At 39.8% G+C, this 17,197-nt stretch carries 13 protein-coding genes; 4 read left to right on the top strand and 9 right to left on the bottom strand.

Annotated features, from left to right (window positions below):
• Positions 1-81: 81 nt before the first annotated feature.
• The 6 genes from ASF86_RS13785 to ASF86_RS13760 form a co-directional block, all read right to left on the bottom strand.
• Positions 82-669 carry a tetratricopeptide repeat protein gene (locus ASF86_RS13785; RefSeq protein WP_017391301.1) on the bottom strand — a complete coding sequence of 196 codons (588 nt, stop codon included), beginning with the start codon at positions 667-669 and terminating at the stop codon, positions 82-84.
• The gene (gene metW / locus ASF86_RS13780; RefSeq protein WP_001217230.1) at positions 666-1,259 is read right to left on the bottom strand and encodes a methionine biosynthesis protein MetW; all 594 of its coding nucleotides are present in this window, start codon (positions 1,257-1,259) and stop codon (positions 666-668) included. The genes ASF86_RS13785 and metW overlap by 4 nt, the downstream gene beginning before the upstream one ends.
• Positions 1,259-2,419 carry a homoserine O-succinyltransferase MetX gene (gene metX / locus ASF86_RS13775; protein ID WP_004641065.1) on the bottom strand — a complete coding sequence of 387 codons (1,161 nt, stop codon included), beginning with the start codon at positions 2,417-2,419 and terminating at the stop codon, positions 1,259-1,261. Before metX ends, metW begins: the two co-directional genes overlap by 1 nt.
• 83 nt (positions 2,420-2,502) lie before the next feature.
• Entirely contained in the window at positions 2,503-4,200 is a 1,698-nt protein-coding gene (gene leuA / locus ASF86_RS13770; protein WP_004641067.1) for a 2-isopropylmalate synthase, read from the bottom strand.
• A 459-nt stretch (positions 4,201-4,659) separates the two neighbouring features.
• The gene (locus ASF86_RS13765) at positions 4,660-5,343 is read right to left on the bottom strand and encodes a Fe2+-dependent dioxygenase (RefSeq protein ID WP_005036960.1); all 684 of its coding nucleotides are present in this window, start codon (positions 5,341-5,343) and stop codon (positions 4,660-4,662) included.
• 105 nt (positions 5,344-5,448) lie between these two features.
• Complete coding sequence (locus tag ASF86_RS13760) at positions 5,449-7,737, bottom strand: TonB-dependent receptor (protein WP_017391299.1); 2,289 nt, start codon at positions 7,735-7,737, stop codon at positions 5,449-5,451.
• A gap of 414 nt (positions 7,738-8,151) precedes the next feature.
• On the opposite strand from ASF86_RS13760, the gene tig reads away from it, so the two are divergent.
• From tig to ASF86_RS13740, 4 genes are all read left to right on the top strand, one after another.
• Entirely contained in the window at positions 8,152-9,486 is a 1,335-nt protein-coding gene (tig, locus tag ASF86_RS13755; RefSeq protein ID WP_009390782.1) for a trigger factor, read from the top strand.
• Between the two features lie 193 nt (positions 9,487-9,679).
• The gene (clpP, locus tag ASF86_RS13750; RefSeq protein ID WP_003654845.1) at positions 9,680-10,285 is read left to right on the top strand and encodes an ATP-dependent Clp endopeptidase proteolytic subunit ClpP; all 606 of its coding nucleotides are present in this window, start codon (positions 9,680-9,682) and stop codon (positions 10,283-10,285) included.
• A gap of 105 nt (positions 10,286-10,390) precedes the next feature.
• Positions 10,391-11,704: an ATP-dependent Clp protease ATP-binding subunit ClpX gene (gene clpX / locus ASF86_RS13745; protein WP_005302193.1), complete on the top strand. Its 1,314-nt coding sequence runs from the start codon at positions 10,391-10,393 to the stop codon at positions 11,702-11,704.
• A 152-nt stretch (positions 11,705-11,856) separates the two neighbouring features.
• Positions 11,857-12,573 carry a DUF2846 domain-containing protein gene (locus ASF86_RS13740; RefSeq protein WP_004641075.1) on the top strand — a complete coding sequence of 239 codons (717 nt, stop codon included), beginning with the start codon at positions 11,857-11,859 and terminating at the stop codon, positions 12,571-12,573.
• A 24-nt stretch (positions 12,574-12,597) separates the two neighbouring features.
• On the opposite strand, the gene ASF86_RS13735 is transcribed toward ASF86_RS13740, so the two are convergent.
• The 3 genes from ASF86_RS13735 to pta all read right to left on the bottom strand — a co-directional run bounded on the left by ASF86_RS13735 (position 12,598) and on the right by pta (position 17,193).
• Positions 12,598-13,152, bottom strand: a complete 555-nt coding sequence (locus ASF86_RS13735; protein WP_056482926.1) for a DUF2059 domain-containing protein — start codon at positions 13,150-13,152, stop codon at positions 12,598-12,600.
• Between the two features lie 141 nt (positions 13,153-13,293).
• A complete protein-coding gene (locus tag ASF86_RS13730; RefSeq protein WP_016139315.1) occupies positions 13,294-14,820 on the bottom strand; it encodes a fumarate hydratase in 1,527 nt (508 codons plus the stop codon).
• A 228-nt stretch (positions 14,821-15,048) separates the two neighbouring features.
• Positions 15,049-17,193: a phosphate acetyltransferase gene (pta, locus tag ASF86_RS13725; RefSeq protein WP_017391296.1), complete on the bottom strand. Its 2,145-nt coding sequence runs from the start codon at positions 17,191-17,193 to the stop codon at positions 15,049-15,051.
• Positions 17,194-17,197: the final 4 nt, after the last annotated feature.

Here is a 17,197-nt window from a genome sequence, read left to right as displayed (position 1 = left end):
GTGATACAGACAAGGATTATCGCAATAAAAAACCGACTTTCATAAGTCGGTTTTTAAATCTTTCAATAGATTTAAGCAAGATTATTGTGCTTGAATCCATTTGTCTGCACGGTCACGTGCTGTACGGATTTGTTCTTGAGTCAAGTTAGCAGCTAGAGCAGTTTTCTTACCTTCTGATAGGCTAATTACTTTATTGTCGAGCATGCCATCACGAGTTGAAAGCTCATACCACTGGTAAGCACCTACGTAGTTTTTCTTTTGCTCTTCCATCATCGCGAGGTTATAGCTTGCACGGTTATCACCATTGCTTGCCGCTTTCTCGAAGTATTTACGAGCCATTGACTCATCTTTTCTAACACCAATACCGTCGGCATACATACGGCCTACGTTTAATTGTGCTGGCGATAAACCTTGATCAGCTGCTGCTTTAAACCATGTGAAAGCTTGCTTTTCATCTTTTTCTACATCTTTACCATATTGGTAGTGTGTACCAAGGTAAAATTGTGCGCCTGCTTGACCAGCTTTTGCAGCTTTCTGAAGGTCACTCACCCCCATTGTTGAAAAGCGTGCAGCCTGACTCGCAACCGATTGTGGCTGGGCGATATAATCTGCATGAGCCTGCATACTTAGCAGTCCTGCAAATAGTGTGCTAAATAATGTCTTTTTCATAGTGCACTCACTCGATAAATAGCGACTTCACCAAACAAATTAGGAACATGTTTGCTTAACAGGCTTCCCTGCTGATTTCCATTGACGGCGAGTCGATTAATAATTTGTATCTGATTTTCCGCACAAAGTGCTTCGAAATCTTTAAATGTACATAAATGAATATTGGGGGTGTTATACCACATATATGGTAGAGCATCCGATACAGGCATCATACCTTTTAATGCAAGAAAAGAACGAGTCTTCCAATGCGCAAAGTTTGGAAAAGTAATAATTGCCTGTTTACCCACACGCACCATGTCTCTTAATAAAACATCCGGTGCATCTACAGCTTGCAAAGCCTGTGCCATAACCACATAGTCAAAAGACTGGTCAGCAAAACGGCTCAAACCGAGATTCAAATCTTGTTGAATAATATTTAACCCGCGACTGACGGCAATTGCAATCTTTTCTTGATCAATTTCTAAGCCATAAGCACGAATTTGATGCTTTTGGCTCATATGAGCGAGTAATTCACCATCACCACACCCCAAATCGAGTACGCTTGAGCCTGGTTTAATCCACTTTTCTGCCAGTTGTTGATCAATACGCATTAGCTTGCCTCCAGTGACGTCGATTTTAAGAGTTCTTCACCGCCTAAGAAAGCGCGCATTGTTTTTACATACAATGGAATCGGGAATAAGAACGAGTCATGTCCTTGTTCCGCATCAATATCGAGGTAACTTACTGGCTTATGATTGGTAATGAGTGCATCAACAATCTCTTGAGAGCGACTTGGTGTAAAACGCCAGTCTGTTGTAAAAGAAACGATCAGGAACTGACATTTTGTTTTACCCATCGCGTCTGTTAATGAGTGGTTGTATTCACGTGATGGATCAAAATAATCCAATGCTTTGGTCATAATGAGATAAGTATTGGCATCAAAGTTACGGCTAAACTGTTCGCCTTGATAACGAAGGTAGCTTTCAACCTGAAACTCAACATCAAAACCGTACATAAATTTGCCAGATTTTAAATCACGACCAAATTTTTGTTTCATGGCTTCTTCAGAGAGATAGGTAATATGACCTACCATTCGTGCCAAAATCAGGCCGCGTTTCGGGTAGCTATCATTTTCCAAATAACGACCATGATGGAAGTCTGGATCAGACAAGATTGACTGGCGAGCAACCTCATTAAAGGCAATATTTTGTGCTGAAAGCTTTGGCGCACTGGCAATGATGACACATTTTTGTAAGCGGTCAGGATAGTCAACCGACCATTGTAGTGCCTGCATGCCCCCTAAAGAGCCACCAATAACGGCATACCAAATATTTACACCCAACCGGTCAGAAAGCATGGCCTGAGTTTTTACCCAGTCACGTACTGTTACTAATGGGAAATCTGGGCCATAAGGGCGATTATCATTTTCAGGATTTGGTGACGTTGGGCCAGTTGAGCCATTACACCCACCAATATTATTTAGCGAAACTACAAAAAACTTATTCGTGTCGATTGCTTTACCCGGGCCAATACAACTATCCCACCAGCCAGCTTTTTTATCATCTTCGTGGTGATAGCCCGCTGCATGATGATGTCCAGATAAGGCATGACAGATTAAAATAGCATTTGATTTATCTGCATTTAAAGTGCCGTAAGTTTCGACCATTAATTCAAAACGTGGCAAAACACGGTCACATTCAAGATGTAATGGTTCTTCAAATTGGAACTTTTGCGGAGTGACTAACCCCACTGAATCAGCTGGAAAAGACACGGGAACATTTCGCCTTTTAAATCTTTCAGGAATAAAAAGAAAGGATACCAAGCTAGGTATCCTTTCCAAAGTCTTTTTTTTAATTAAACAGCGGCGGCAACAACCTGATCTGTACTTAAAACGCCTTGATCAATCAAACGGTTAGTACATGCAATAATTGCTTCAATTGATGAGGTGACAGTATTGTCATGAACACCAGCACCAAATGAACCTCTACCTGTACCTTTGACTTGAAGCTCAATTAAGGTTAACGCTTTCGCATTTGCACCTGAACTAATACTGCGTTCTTCATAGTTCAATACGTCAATTGGTAACTGAAGCGCATTTAAGAATGCAGAAATTGGTCCGTTACCTTCACCACGAAGTTGTTGCGTTTCACCTTCGACATCAACATCAAGTTCGATGATTTGAGTACCATTAATGTCAGATAATCTGTAGTTTTTGACTGTGTAATGATGGTTTTTCACATCAACATACGTGTCTTTAAATAAGGTCCAGATTTCTTTTGCGTTAATTTCTGTACCATTATCATCAGCATATTGTTGAACAACCTGACTGAACTCAATTTGTAAACGACGAGGTAACACAACGTTGTAGTTCGCTTCTAATAAGTAAGCGATACCGCCTTTACCAGACTGGCTGTTTACACGAATAACTGCATCGTAGTCGCGGCCCAAGTCTTTCGGGTCGATTGGTAAGTAAGGCATATCCCAGATTTCTTCATTTTTCTGGTACTCAAAGCCTTTTTTGATTGCATCCTGATGTGAACCAGAGAATGCAGTAAATACCAAGTCGCCTGCATATGGGTGACGAGGGTGTACCGGTAAACCAGTACATTCTTCAACCGTTGCAATCACTTCATTAATGTTAGAGAAATCTAACTCTGGCGCTACACCTTGGGTGTACATGTTCAATGCAATCGCTGCAACGTCAACGTTACCTGTACGTTCGCCGTTACCGAACACACATCCTTCAACACGGTCAGCACCTGCCATAATTGCAAGTTCTGATGCAGCAATACCACAGCCGCGGTCATTGTGGCAGTGAACAGAAATGATTACACCATCACGACGTGCCAAATTACGATGCATCCATTCAATTTGGTCTGCATAAACATTTGGCGTAGAAACTTCTACAGTCGCAGGTAAGTTTAAAATAACTTTATGATCTGGACGTGCATCCCAGATTTCTGTGACGGCATCACAGACATCTTTAGCGACTTCTAATTCTGTTGCAGAGAAACACTCTGGGCTGTACTGAAAAATCCAGTCAGTTTGAGGATATTGCGCAGCATACTCTTTAACTTTTTGAGCCGCATTAATTGCTAACTGTTTTGCGCCATTAACATCTACATTCAACACCTTTTGACGGAAGGTTGGAGAATTAGAGTTATAAATATGCACAATCGCACGTTTAGCACCTGCTAAAGATTCAAAAGTACGTTCAATTAAATGATCACGTGCCTGAACTAAAACTTCAATGTATACGTCATCCGGAATATGATTTTCTTCAATCAACATACGGGTAAAATCGAAGTCGATTTGAGATGCAGAAGGGAAGCCGATTTCAATATGTTTGAAACCGATTTTTACAAGCATTTTGAACATTTTGAATTTTTGTTCCATGTCCATTGGTTCAAAAATTGCTTGGTTACCGTCACGTAAATCGGTGCTCATCCAGATTGGCGCTTTTGTAATTTCGTTATTTGGCCATTGGCGATCTGGTAAATCCACTCGTTGGTACATACGGCGGTATTTTTTGCTTGGGTCAGCCAACATCATGAGAAAACTCCTTGTCTCGTAGCGCGGTTGCTCTGGATATATTTAAAAGGCAACGTCTCTACGGTTATATATGGTATCTAATTGAGAAAAATTAAAGGTAATTTCGAAGTGCTGCTTTAAAAAGCAGACAAAATATTTATACGCGCGCATGGCGCAGCATCAGGAGTTGCAGATGATGTCTTGCTTGAGTAGGCTGGGCAAACAAGTAATTCGTTTTCATCTCTAGACCGTGAAATAATAAGTTTGGTGGTTTGCTAATATGTTTATCATTTAGATATATCACATCTAAACAATGATTACACGTTGTGCAAAATTCTTATAATAATTTTAATCTCGGAAATTAGAAAATAATTTTCTAATTTTGCGCTACTTTCTAATTTGTGGGAAATATTTTTCGATATTTCGCCTTATTAAGGGAAAAAAGATTACATCGTCTCAATAAGGCAAAAATAAATGTAGTTACAGTTCTGACCACATGCGAATTAAGTTGTGATAAATGTTGGTGAGTTTCATAACTTCAGAATAACTATCACCGTGTGTCTTACGCAGTGCTCTGATACTTTCATCTAAATTAAATAGAAGGTGTCGCTTACTATCATCGCGGACCAGACTTTGAACCCAGAAAAAAGAAGCAAATCGAGTACCTGATGTAATACTACTTACCTCATGTAAGCTAGTAGAGGGATAGAGTACGACATCACCTGCTGGTAATTTGACTTCGTGATAACCATAAGTATCTTCAATAACCAGATCACCACCTTCATATTCATCAGGTTCACTTAAAAATAATGTACAAGATAAATCGGTACGAATTTGCTCAGAAGTGCCACGGATAAGACGAATCGAGTTATCTACATGGAAACCAAAGCTTTCATGTTCATCATATCGATTAAAAAGTGGTGGAATAATTTTGTGGGGTAGGGCTGCGGCCTGAAACACAGGATTTTGCCAAATTGCTTTAATCACAATATCACTTAAATTGTGTGTAAGTGGATCTTGTTCAGAGAGTTGCTGATTTCTTTTAACTGAAGCCGATAGAGTGCCAGCAGTAACTTTTCCTCCCACCCAATTCGCTTCTTTCATGAGTTTACGAAACTCGGCAACTTGCTCTTTGCTTAAAACATTAGGGATATGATGAATCACAGCAAACACCTTTAAATAGATATTTCATTTATAAAAATAGCCTCGTGATGAGGCTATCTTATATGAACTTTAATTAATTCCATAAATAGATTATGGAATTTAAACTTAGTACTTAAAGTTAATTGCTAACACTGCGTTACGGCCATTACCTTCAAATGCATAGTGGGCTGCATGTGCACTCGTGAAATAGCGCTTATCAGAGATATTATTAATATTAAGCTGTAAATTCACATTCTTGTTCACATCATATTTAGCCATCGCATTATAAATAGTATAGGTTGGCAAATATTTAGGCGCAGTTGTGTTCACAAAAACTTGATCGCGGTATTCAACACCAGCACCTAAAGTCAATTGAGGCATCACTCTGTAAGTAGACCATAAAGTCGCGCTATTTTTAGCTACGAATGGAAGAGGTTTACCTTCTTGAGCAACCGCATTATATGCCGCTTCCGTGATTTCGCTATCTAAATAGCTATAACCTGTCGATACATCCCATTTGTCAGTAATCTTTCCGTTCAAGCTAATTTCAAATCCATCAACTTTACTTTTACCGGCGTTAGCAGTTGTAGTAGGGTCGATTTGGATACGTGTATTTTGCTTTTCAGTACGGAAAATTGCTGCAGTTAAGTTCGCACGATTATTAAACAGGTCCCATTTTGTTCCAAGTTCAAAAGTACGTGCTTCTTCAGGTTTTAGATCATTTGCACTCGCACTTGCGCTACCTGAGTCGCTAATAGAATCTGAACCTGTATCACCTTCAGCGAGCACACCTACAGGGTTTGCTGACGTAGCATAGCTTAAATAGATACTACCATCTTCTGTTGGTTTAAAAACTAAACCAGCTTGGTAAGAGAAGTAATCTGTATCACTTTCTAATTTATCGCCAGCTTTATGAGGTGTACGTCCACCTACGTCCTTATTGTATTTTTTCTCAGTTTCAAATTTATCCCAACGAACACCTAGGTTAAGTAACCATTGTGGATTAAATTCAATACTGTCTAAAGCGTAGATTCCTACATTATGACTACGAGTGGTCGATTGTGCTGTAATAGATCCACGTTTATCTGTGAATGCACCGTTTCCTGGATTATTTAAACTCGTACACCAGCCATTTGCTACAGCAGCAGCTGAAGTACAGTTTTGAATATTGCTGTCTAAAATAGTCGATGTAGTTTCACCAGCAGCATTGGTAAAGGTATATACGCCCTGGTCAGTTTCTTGGAAGCTCCATTCAGTACCGACATTAAAAGAATGTTTTAATGAACCAGTATTGAATTTACCTCTCAAAGAAAGTTGATCACTATAAGCATCGCTATCTAAGATACGACTTAAAGCACGGCGAGCGATTGTGCCTCTGTAAATGTTGCCCTTCGAGTCATCCGCATTGGTGTAAACATAGTCAGATTTAGATTTGTTGTAAGTCGCTACATTAGACAAGGTAAGATTTTCATTAAAGTCATGTTCTAATTTAAACGTACCAATATGGTTTTCACGTTTATCAAAGTCACGAGCTTTCCAGCCATAGTAAGTACCCGCTTTTACATCAACAGGCTTACCGTTACCAGGAGTCACAGTAACTCCAGCAGGAGGAGTAGTCGGGTTTGCATTGTTAAATGGAATACCCGCATCTGGTTCATCATTACTGCGTAAATAGTAGTAGCTAAGTGTTCCACGAGTTGCTGTATCTAGGCCAAATGCAAGGCTTGAGGCAATACCAGCACGAGCATATTCAGCGCCGTTACTCTGACCAGCTTTTTCATTTTCATGGCCCATGATAACAACACGACCAGCAATTCCGTTACCAAAGTCTTTGTTGGCATCAAGTTGGATATGGCGATAGTTGTCAGTACCACCTTGAACACTACCTTGGTAAACGTCACCTTCATGAGCAACTTTAGGGATTAAGTTGATACTTCCACCAACGCTACCACCGCCACCAAGAGCAGAAGACGAGCCCTTAATCACTTCAACTTGCTCAATAGCAAACATATCGCGGCTTTGTGACGTTGTATTGCGAACACCATCAACATAAATAGAAGACTGTCCGCTATAACCACGAATGTAAGGCATATCTGTAAATGGTGTACCGCCTTCACCTGCACCTAAAGTAATGCCTGGTTCATAACGTAAAGCTTCGAGTAGGGTATTCGAGTTTGTATCTTTAATTAATTTTTGAGAAAGAATAGAGACCGATTTTGGCGTGTCTTTGAGGGGAGCCACGAATTTAGAGTTTGCAGACTGGTCTACTTTTAAAGATTCTTCTTGAGTCGCTTGAGTATGAATCGTTGGTAATTGTGAAATTGCTTCTTGTGCCATGGCTGTTGTTGCAATCATTGATAGCGATGAAGCTATCGCAGAAGAAACAATTTTTTTACGTGTTCTAATCAAAGACATGACTTCAGGACTCTAAAACTAAAAGGTTATGCGAATAATAATAATTCTTATTTATATGTACAGTTTGTGTTAATTGGATTTGTCAATTGGATTGTGAAGATGAAGTGAATGATTGAATAGGTAATTGTACTTTTATGTAGCTAATCTACTGATTCTTAGTAATTGTTTGTAAAAACGATTAAAATTAGATTTTGATTGTAATTTTAGATTTATGAAGAATAACTAAAAAATTAGTTTTGCTTAAGGCTTTATGAAAAATATTTAAAGAATCATAAAATTACTGTGAAATTTACGAGAATAACGACCTTCATTTAAATGAAGTGGTCGGTTAATTTTGTATATCTTGAAAGTTGTCATATAATACAGCACTTTTAAAAAAACTGTTCCTACTCACTAATTTTTATCGAGGAAGCCATGCAAGTAACGACTGAAGCGGTTTCGGGCGTTGCCCGTCGTTTAAATGTTTCTGTACCGACGAGCCGTATTAACGAGCAATTTGAAGCTCGTTTGAAGCGCACTGCCAAAACTGTGAAGATCAACGGCTTCCGTCCAGGTAAAGTACCTGAAAACGTTGTTCGTCGCGAATACGGTGCGGGCATTTATCAAGAAGTTGTAAATGACATCATTCGTGATAGCGTTTTTGAAGCAATTCAACAAGAAAAAATCAATGCGGTAGGAATGCCGAACATTGATAAAGTTGAACATAAAGAAGATGCTTTAGTTTTTGAAGCGACTGTAGAAGTTTATCCAGAAGTTACAGTACAAGCATTTGACGGTTTAGAAGTTGAACGTAAAACAGCTGAAATTAAAGATGCTGACGTTGACGCTATGATCGAAAACTTGCAAAAACAACGTCAAACTTGGGCTGTTACCAAGGGCATGGCGAAAAAAGACATGCAAGTGACTTTTGACTTTGAAGGCACTATCGACGGTGAGAAGTTTGAAGGCGGTTCTGCTGAAGACTTTAAACTTGTGTTAGGTTCAGGTCGTATGATTCCTGGCTTCGAAGACGGCATCATTGGCATGAAAGCTGGCGAAGAGAAAGTAATCGATGTTACTTTCCCAGAAGATTACCAAGCTGAAAACTTGGCTGGTAAAGCAGCTCAGTTCAAAATCACTGTGAAGCAAGTTGAAAAATCAAAACTTCCAGAAATTGATGCTGAATTCTTGAAAATCTTCGGTGTAACTGAAGAAGAAGGCGTTGAGAAGTTAAAAGCTGACGTTCGCAAGAATATGGAACGTGAAGTTCGCAATGGTTTACGTAACCAAGTTAAACAAGCTGCTTTTGATGCACTTGTTGCTGCGAACGAAGTTGAAGTTCCAACTGCAATGGTTGCTCAAGAAATTGACCGTCAACGTCAACAAATGGTTCAACAGTTCACTCAACAGTTCGGTGGTGCAGGCGCGCAATCTTTTGACAAGAGCATGCTTCCTGACGAATTGTTTAAAGAGCAAGCAGAGCGTTCTGTTAAGCTTGGCGTATTGGTGAGCAAAGTTTTAGCTGACGCTAAACTTGAAGTTGATCAAGCTCGCGTTGATGCTTACATTGACGACATGGCATCTTCTTACGAAGATCCAACTGAAGTGATTGAATACTTCAAAAATGATGCTCAACAACGTGCTCAAATTGAAGCAGTTGTATTAGAAGATCAAGTTGTTGATCACATCTTAGCTGCTGCTAAAGTGACTGACAAAGCTGTATCTTACGATGATTTGTTAAAAGAACAACAAGCTCGCCGTATGGGCTAATCTTTTAAGAAGTCAGAAAAAGGCGCTTTAGGCGCCTTTTTTGTTTTTCACTATGTGGTTAATTTGAGTGCGACATTAAGTACTTAGGTATAAATAATATAATATTTCAGTGCGAACCTTTTGCAATTTGAGAAATTATCCCGCATATTGTTGCCATAGGTTAAGTCACAAAAAATTTAGGAATAAATAACGTATGTATGTTCCAACAATTGAAAATGCTTTAGTTCCTGTTGTGGTTGAACAATCTTCTCGCGGCGAACGTTCTTTTGATATTTATTCACGACTTTTACGTGAGCGCGTCATTTTCTTAACAGGTGAAGTTGAAGACAACATGGCAAATCTGATTGTTGCCCAAATGTTGTTTTTAGAAGCTGAAAACCCTGATAAAGATATCCACCTTTATATCAATTCTCCAGGTGGTTCTGTGACAGCGGGCATGGCTATTTATGACACGATGCAGTTTATTAAACCTGATGTCGTGACATATTGTATGGGTCAAGCTGCTTCAATGGGTGCATTCTTGTTAAATGCTGGTGCTAAAGGCAAACGCTATTGTCTAGAAAATGCCCGTGTCATGATCCATCAACCATTAGGTGGTTTCCGCGGTCAAGCATCGGATATTGAAATTCATGCGCGTGAAATTCTATTTATTAAAGAACGTTTAAACCGCTTAATGGCAGAGCACAGTGGTCAAGACTACGAAACCGTTGCTCGTGATACTGACCGTGATAACTTTATGACAGCACAGTCTGCTAAAGAATATGGTTTGGTTGATCAGGTGTTAAGTAAGCGTCCATAAGGACCTTCTGATGTAAATAACTTGAGATGTTGAAAAAGATCTCCATTTAGTTATTTATGCAGTGCATCTTGCCCTAATATTTAAGATTCTATTTGTGGAGTGAATATGTCCGAACATCCTCAAGGACAAAAACATTGTTCATTTTGCGGTAAAACGCAGTCTGAAGTCGGGAAACTGATTGCAGGTGAGGACGCATATATTTGTAATGAATGTGTGGATGTCTGCTTAGACCTTGTACAAACCAGCCAACAGGTTGAAGCAGGGGACTGGGCGAGTAAGGCATTGCCAAAACCACATGAAATACGTGCTGCGCTTGATCAATATGTGATTGGTCAAGATCTTGCCAAAAAGACGTTATCTGTTGCGGTTTATAACCATTATAAACGCCTAAAAGTTGGTCATAATGGCCATGTGTCCAAAGAAGTAGAAATTGCTAAAAGTAACATTCTACTGATTGGACCTACAGGTTCGGGTAAAACTTTACTTGCGCAAACATTAGCTCGCCTTTTAGATGTTCCATTTGCAATGGCAGATGCAACAACATTAACCGAAGCTGGTTATGTGGGCGAAGATGTTGAAAATATTGTACAAAAACTTTTGCAAAAAGCAGACTACGATGTAGAAAAAGCTCAGAAGGGCATTATCTATATTGACGAAATTGACAAGATTACTCGTAAATCTGAAAACCCGTCAATTACGCGTGATGTTTCTGGTGAAGGTGTACAACAAGCATTGTTAAAAATGATTGAAGGTACAGTGGCTTCTATTCCTCCGCAAGGTGGACGTAAGCATCCGCAGCAAGAGTTTATCCAAATTGACACCTCGAATATCTTGTTTATTTGTGGTGGTGCATTTTCTGGTTTGGAAAAAATTGTACAGCAGCGTCAAGAGAAAGGCGGTATTGGTTTTACAGCTGATGTTAAAAACAAAGATGAAACCAAAAAACTTGCTGAATTGTTCCGTCAGGTTGAGCCAACCGACTTAGTGAAATTTGGTTTGATTCCAGAATTCATTGGTCGTTTACCAGTGATTGCTACACTTGAAGAGTTGGATGAAGAAGCATTAATGCAAATTTTGACTGAGCCAAAAAATGCATTAACTCGCCAGTATCAATATCTTTTCACTATGGAAAATGTTGATCTGATCTTTGAAGATTCTGCATTGCGTGCTATCGCGAAGAAAGCACTTGAACGCAATACGGGTGCGCGTGGTTTACGTTCTATTATGGAGAACGTACTGCTTGAAACCATGTACGATTTACCAAGTCGTACTGACGTTGGGACAGTCATCATTAATGAAGCAGTGATCAATGGTGAAGCAGAACCTGTTTATAAAGCAGAGCGTCAACCTAAAGAAGCTGCAACGCATGAAAGTGTTGCTAAGGCAGATTTAAAGGTTATTGATTCGAAGTCTGCATAGATTTCATTCATCTAAAAAGCATGAATCGCGTTAGTGATTCATGCTTTTTTTGTTTTCAATTTATGTGCGTGGTGTTAATCTTAAAAATACAAAATACGCATAGTTTTGCGTTGTAAAAAATAAATCAAAAACAAAACGCTTTGAGGGATGCCATGCGTTATTTAATCGTATCTTTGTGCTGTGCCGGACTGTTTGTGGGCTGTCAAAGTTCATCTCATTTAGAAAAAAATACAGGTGAATTGACTGCAACCTTACCTAAAGTCGATGTTGAAAAAGAACCCGGACTATTAGATCAATATCACGTAGGTGGTTTTGCCGTGGGTGGTTGGGTTAATCAAAAATTGGGTCAGACATTTGTTCCGATCAAACCACAAAACGCACAAGCTGCTGTTGTTTATCTCTATCGACCAGATACAAAATGGAATCGTCAGGAAATCGCGGCGATTAACCTGTTTGTAAATGGCAAGCGAATTCCGAGCCTACTACATAACCATTATTATTGGATTGAATTGCCAGCAGGGACTTATCGCCTTTCTGCGAGCCGCCCTTTATTGGGGATTCATTTTCAAGAGCCAAAATATATGGATATAACTGTTGAGGCTGGAACGTCTTATTATTTGAAATATGATGAAGAAAATAAAATGGACCGAGATGAACACACTGGCCCATTTATGTTAATGCAAGATAATATTGGCCGTAGAGAAATTGCCTTTACCGAGTTGAAATCTTCAAGCTACAACTTTGTAGCAGAAGATGCTTCAGGCAAGATTCGACATAAACCACAAGAATTAAAACCTGCCAAATATGATGAAAAATCAGATGTACATCTGATTAAACCCTTTAAATTATGGAATCCTTTAACTTGGTAATGACTTGCAAAAGATAAAGAAAAGTTAAGACTTTTCTTTATCTTTCATGAGTGGAGCAATAATTTTAAGCATCTCTTCTTGCATATGATCCCTTGCTTTAGGATCATTAAATGTCTGCTGTCCTAACTCCATCATATATTCTGAAATTTGCCCCATAATTTGCACGTTTTTACGTGTGATCGATTGGCCTTCTGGGGTTTTTAAAAATTTAAGATTCGCTTGAATCTCTTCTTCAGAATATGTCTTTAAATAAATATCTTGTAAGGCTTGAGTGGTTTTTGGGTTGCTGATCAGTTGATTGCTTGAATCTTTCAATAGTAAGCCGAGCTTTTTAGCAGCTTCTTTTTCTTTGGGACCTAAAGTTTTGATACCCGTGATATTACTAACGATCTGTTCTGCCTGTTGATCATAATAAGGCGTTAATTCATTAATTGATTCTTTAAGTAAGTAATCAATTTGGCTCATTTGCATGAGTTCTTTTACTGAACTTAATTTGGCAGGAGAAGCAAATAAGCTTGTCGTAATACAGCTTAGACAGAGGCTAATTGAAAGATTTTTAAGAATAGGGCGAATAGTCATGAAATGACCTATATTCAATATATGGCGAGAGAGTGCATTTATTAATAGCACAGATTGAAGAAGTAATTGTTACAATTCTTTTCAGATTTTAAAATAAAAAAGAATGCATAAAAAAAGCACCGAATTCGGTGCTTTTCTTGATTAGCCTGCCGCAGCGTCGACTACTGGAATTTTTCCAATTTTCGCTTGCCAGATTTTTGGAGCAATTGCATGAATTGATGTACCGTTTACATCAACTGCAACAGAAACAGGCATATCTTCAACTACGAATTTGTAGATTGCTTCCATACCTAAGTCTGCAAACGCAACAACTTCAGCTTCGCGAACAGCTTTAGATACAAGGTAAGCTGCACCACCAACTGCCATTAAGTAAGTTGCTTTGTTGTCTTTGATTGCTTCAATTGCTGTAGGACCACGATCAGCCTTACCGATCATGCCAAACAAGCCAGTATGCTCAAGTACTTTACGTGTGAATTTATCCATACGTGTTGCAGTTGTAGGACCAGCAGGGCCAACAACTTCATCACCCACTGGATCAACAGGGCCAACGTAGTAAATAAACTTACCTTTAAGATCAACTGGTAATTCTTCACCGTTGTCGATCATTTCAACCATACGTTTGTGCGCAGCGTCACGACCTGTGTACATTGTTCCGCTAAGAAGTAATGTGTCACCTGGTTTCCAAGAATCCATTTCTTCTTGAGTAATGGTATCAAGGTTTACACGTTTAGATTTTGAAGAATCCCAAGTTACAGATGGGTAATCTTCAAGTTTTGGTGCGTGAATATGAGCTACACCTGAACCATCAAGCTGGAAGTGAGCATGACGAGTAGCAGCACAGTTAGGAATCATACCTACTGGTTTACCAGCAGCGTGACATGGGTAATCTTTAATTTTAATATCAAGAACAGTGGTTAAACCGCCAAGACCTTGAGCACCAATACCAAGTGCGTTTACTTTTTCAAAGATTTCGATACGAAGTTCTTCGATTTTGTTTTCTGGTCCACGGCGAAGTAATTCGTCCATGTTGATTTCTTCCATGAGCGCTTCTTTAGCAAGCATCATGGCTTTTTCAGCAGTACCACCAATACCAATACCGAGCATACCTGGAGGACACCAGCCTGCACCCATTGTTGGTACAGTTTTAAGTACCCAATCAACAATCGAGTCAGATGGGTTAAGCATCGCAAGTTTAGATTTGTTTTCTGAACCGCCACCTTTAGCAGCAACAGTAATATCTACTTTGTTACCCGGAACGAGTTTGTAGTGAATTACAGCAGGGGTATTATCTTTTGTGTTTTTGCGACCAAATGCAGGGTCAGCAAGTACAGATGCACGAAGAACGTTGCTATTTTCAAGGTAACCTTGGCGAACACCTTCATTTACTGCATCGTCTAAGCTCATTGTTAAATCAAATTTAACATCTAAGCCCACTTCAAGGAAAACGTTAACAATACCAGTATCTTGGCAAATTGGACGATGACCTTCCGCACACATGCGAGAGTTAATTAAAATCTGTGCAATTGCATCCTTTGCAGCTTGGTTTTCTTCGCGATCATAAGCACGACTCATCGCTTGGATGAAGTCTTGCGGGTGATAGTACGAAATAAACTGTAGGGCGTCCTTGATTGATGTAATCAAGTCATCTTGTTTGATAATCGTTGTCATACCAAAAAATCTCTTGAGCGGGCTGTTAGCTAGCGGGCTAAATTATATGACAAAAAGATAGTTTTGTGGGAGATTGGTTGATCTTTTGACCGAAAGTCGCATAAGACTATATAGGGGGCATTTAAACGTCAGAGATAGGAAAATTATTTATTTTGAAACGATTAAAATAAAAAAAGCCATTTGAGCGGACATCAAATGGCGAGAGGTAGAAGCAGATCAAATTATTAGTTATTTAGCAGCAGCTTGCTGTTCAGCTTGAATTGCTGTTAATGCAATGGTAAACACGATGTCATCTACCAATGCTCCGCGAGACAAGTCATTTACAGGTTTGTTTAGACCTTGCAACATTGGTCCAACGCTCACTACATTTGCAGCACGTTGTACTGCTTTATAAGTCGTGTTACCCGTATTTAAGTCAGGGAAAATAAATACATTTGCACGACCTGCAACTCGCGAGTCTGGTGCTTTTTGGCGTCCAACGCTTTCAACTGAAGCTGCATCATATTGAAGTGGACCATCAATAAGTAAATCAGGTCGGCGTTGCTGAGCAATTTGAGTTGCTTGTTGTACCTTCTCAACATCTGCACCTGTTCCAGAAGTACCGGTTGAGTAGCTGATCATGGCAATACGTGGGTCAATTCCAAATGCTTTAGCCGAGTCAGCAGACTGAATCGCAATTTCAGCCAGTTGTTCGGCTGTAGGGTCTGGGTTAATTGCACAGTCACCGTACACATAAACTTCATCTGGTAAAAGCATGAAGAAGATGGATGAAACCAGTGAATAATCTGGCGCTGTTTTGATGAGCTGGAAAGCTGGGCGGACCGTATTTGCTGTGGTGTGTACTGCACCGGAAACTAGGCCATCTACTTCGTCTAAAGCTAACATCATTGTACCGAGCACTACGGTGTCTTGAAGTTGTTCTTTGGCCTGAAGCTCGTTGAGCTTACCTTTACGCAGCTCGACCATTGGCGCTACATATTGGTCGCGAATGCTATCTGGATCAACAATTGCTAATCCGGCTGGTAATTCAATACCACGGGCTTTTGCAACATCCTGAACAGCCTCTGGTTTTGCCAGTAAAATACAGTCAGCAATGCCACGTGCCTGACAAATTGCCGCAGCTTGAATGGTACGTGGCTCATCGCCTTCAGGCAGTACAATTCGTTTTTTCGCTGCAATCGATTTTTGCACCAGTTCATGACGAAAAGCCGATGGTGACAGGCGAGGGGTAGCTGCATTGTTACTGTGCTGCTTAAGCCATTCGACATCAATATGACTTGAAACAAAACGAGTCACTTGTTCCGCACGTTCAGTATCATCGACGGGAATTTCATTGCCAAAGTCAGATAAACGCTGAGCAGTTTCTAATGTATTGAGACGTGTATGTAAAATTGGTAAGCCTTGCTTGATCGCATTTTGGCAAAACTCTAAAAGCTCTGGAGCTGGTGCTTCACGTTCAGTCAGAACCAAGCCAGCGAGTGGAATACCATTACTGGTCGCCAAACTACTTGCCAGTAATACGTCTGTACGCTCAGACGCACTAATAATTAGTTCACCTGCAATAAATTTATTGAGTTCATATTCAATGCTTGACGCAATTAAACTTGAATGCAAAATACGGCGTGTTTTAGCTTCACCTTGATGTACCCATTGCCCATCAATCACATTCGCAATATCGAGGGTTCTCGGTACGCTTAAGGTGTTACTAAATGGAACTAAACCAATAATCGGTAAATCGCTAGAGCCAAAATAACGATTATATTTTTGCAATTCGGTCGTAAATTTTGCGATGTCTTCGGTTGGTCGTAATGATGGATCAAACGCAACAGGAATTTGTGCTGTTTCTTCGGTTAATCCACGGGTACGCATAAAGAGTACACCCGCAGTACGATTTGACGCTGCACCGCCAAACTGACGTAAATGAGCATCTACTTTTTCTGCGGCTTTTTTCGGATTTTGAATATCTGCTGTACTGACCAATACGACTTCTGCATCAAGTGCTTGTGCAAGACTTGCGTTGAGTTCGCTTGCGAAGTGGTCTTGTCCGTTTGGTAATAAACCTTCCACAATAATGACATCATGGTCTGCTGCCACACTGCGATGTAGGCTTACAGCCTCTTCAAGTAATTCATCTACTTCTCCAGCGGCAATAAGCTGAGTTAATTTTTCATGCGAAATAGATTGAACTGTTTTACCTTGAAATAAGTGACCAAATAAAGAAGTTGTTCGGTCAAGATGCTCTTGGTCTTCTTGAGAAAATGGTTTTAAAAAGCCTGCTTTAATCCCGTTACAATCAAGTGCGTAAATCATGCCTAGGCAGGCAGAGGTTAAACCAACCCCTTCACCTGTAGGAATCAATAAAATTGTATTCATATAA

Origin of the sequence: Acinetobacter sp. Leaf130, from assembly GCF_001423205.1 — a bacterium.
Taxonomy (GTDB): Bacteria; Pseudomonadota; Gammaproteobacteria; order Pseudomonadales; family Moraxellaceae; genus Acinetobacter; species Acinetobacter calcoaceticus.
Note: the sequence above shows the minus strand (reverse complement) of the source record. Positions and strands in the feature narration are given on the sequence as shown.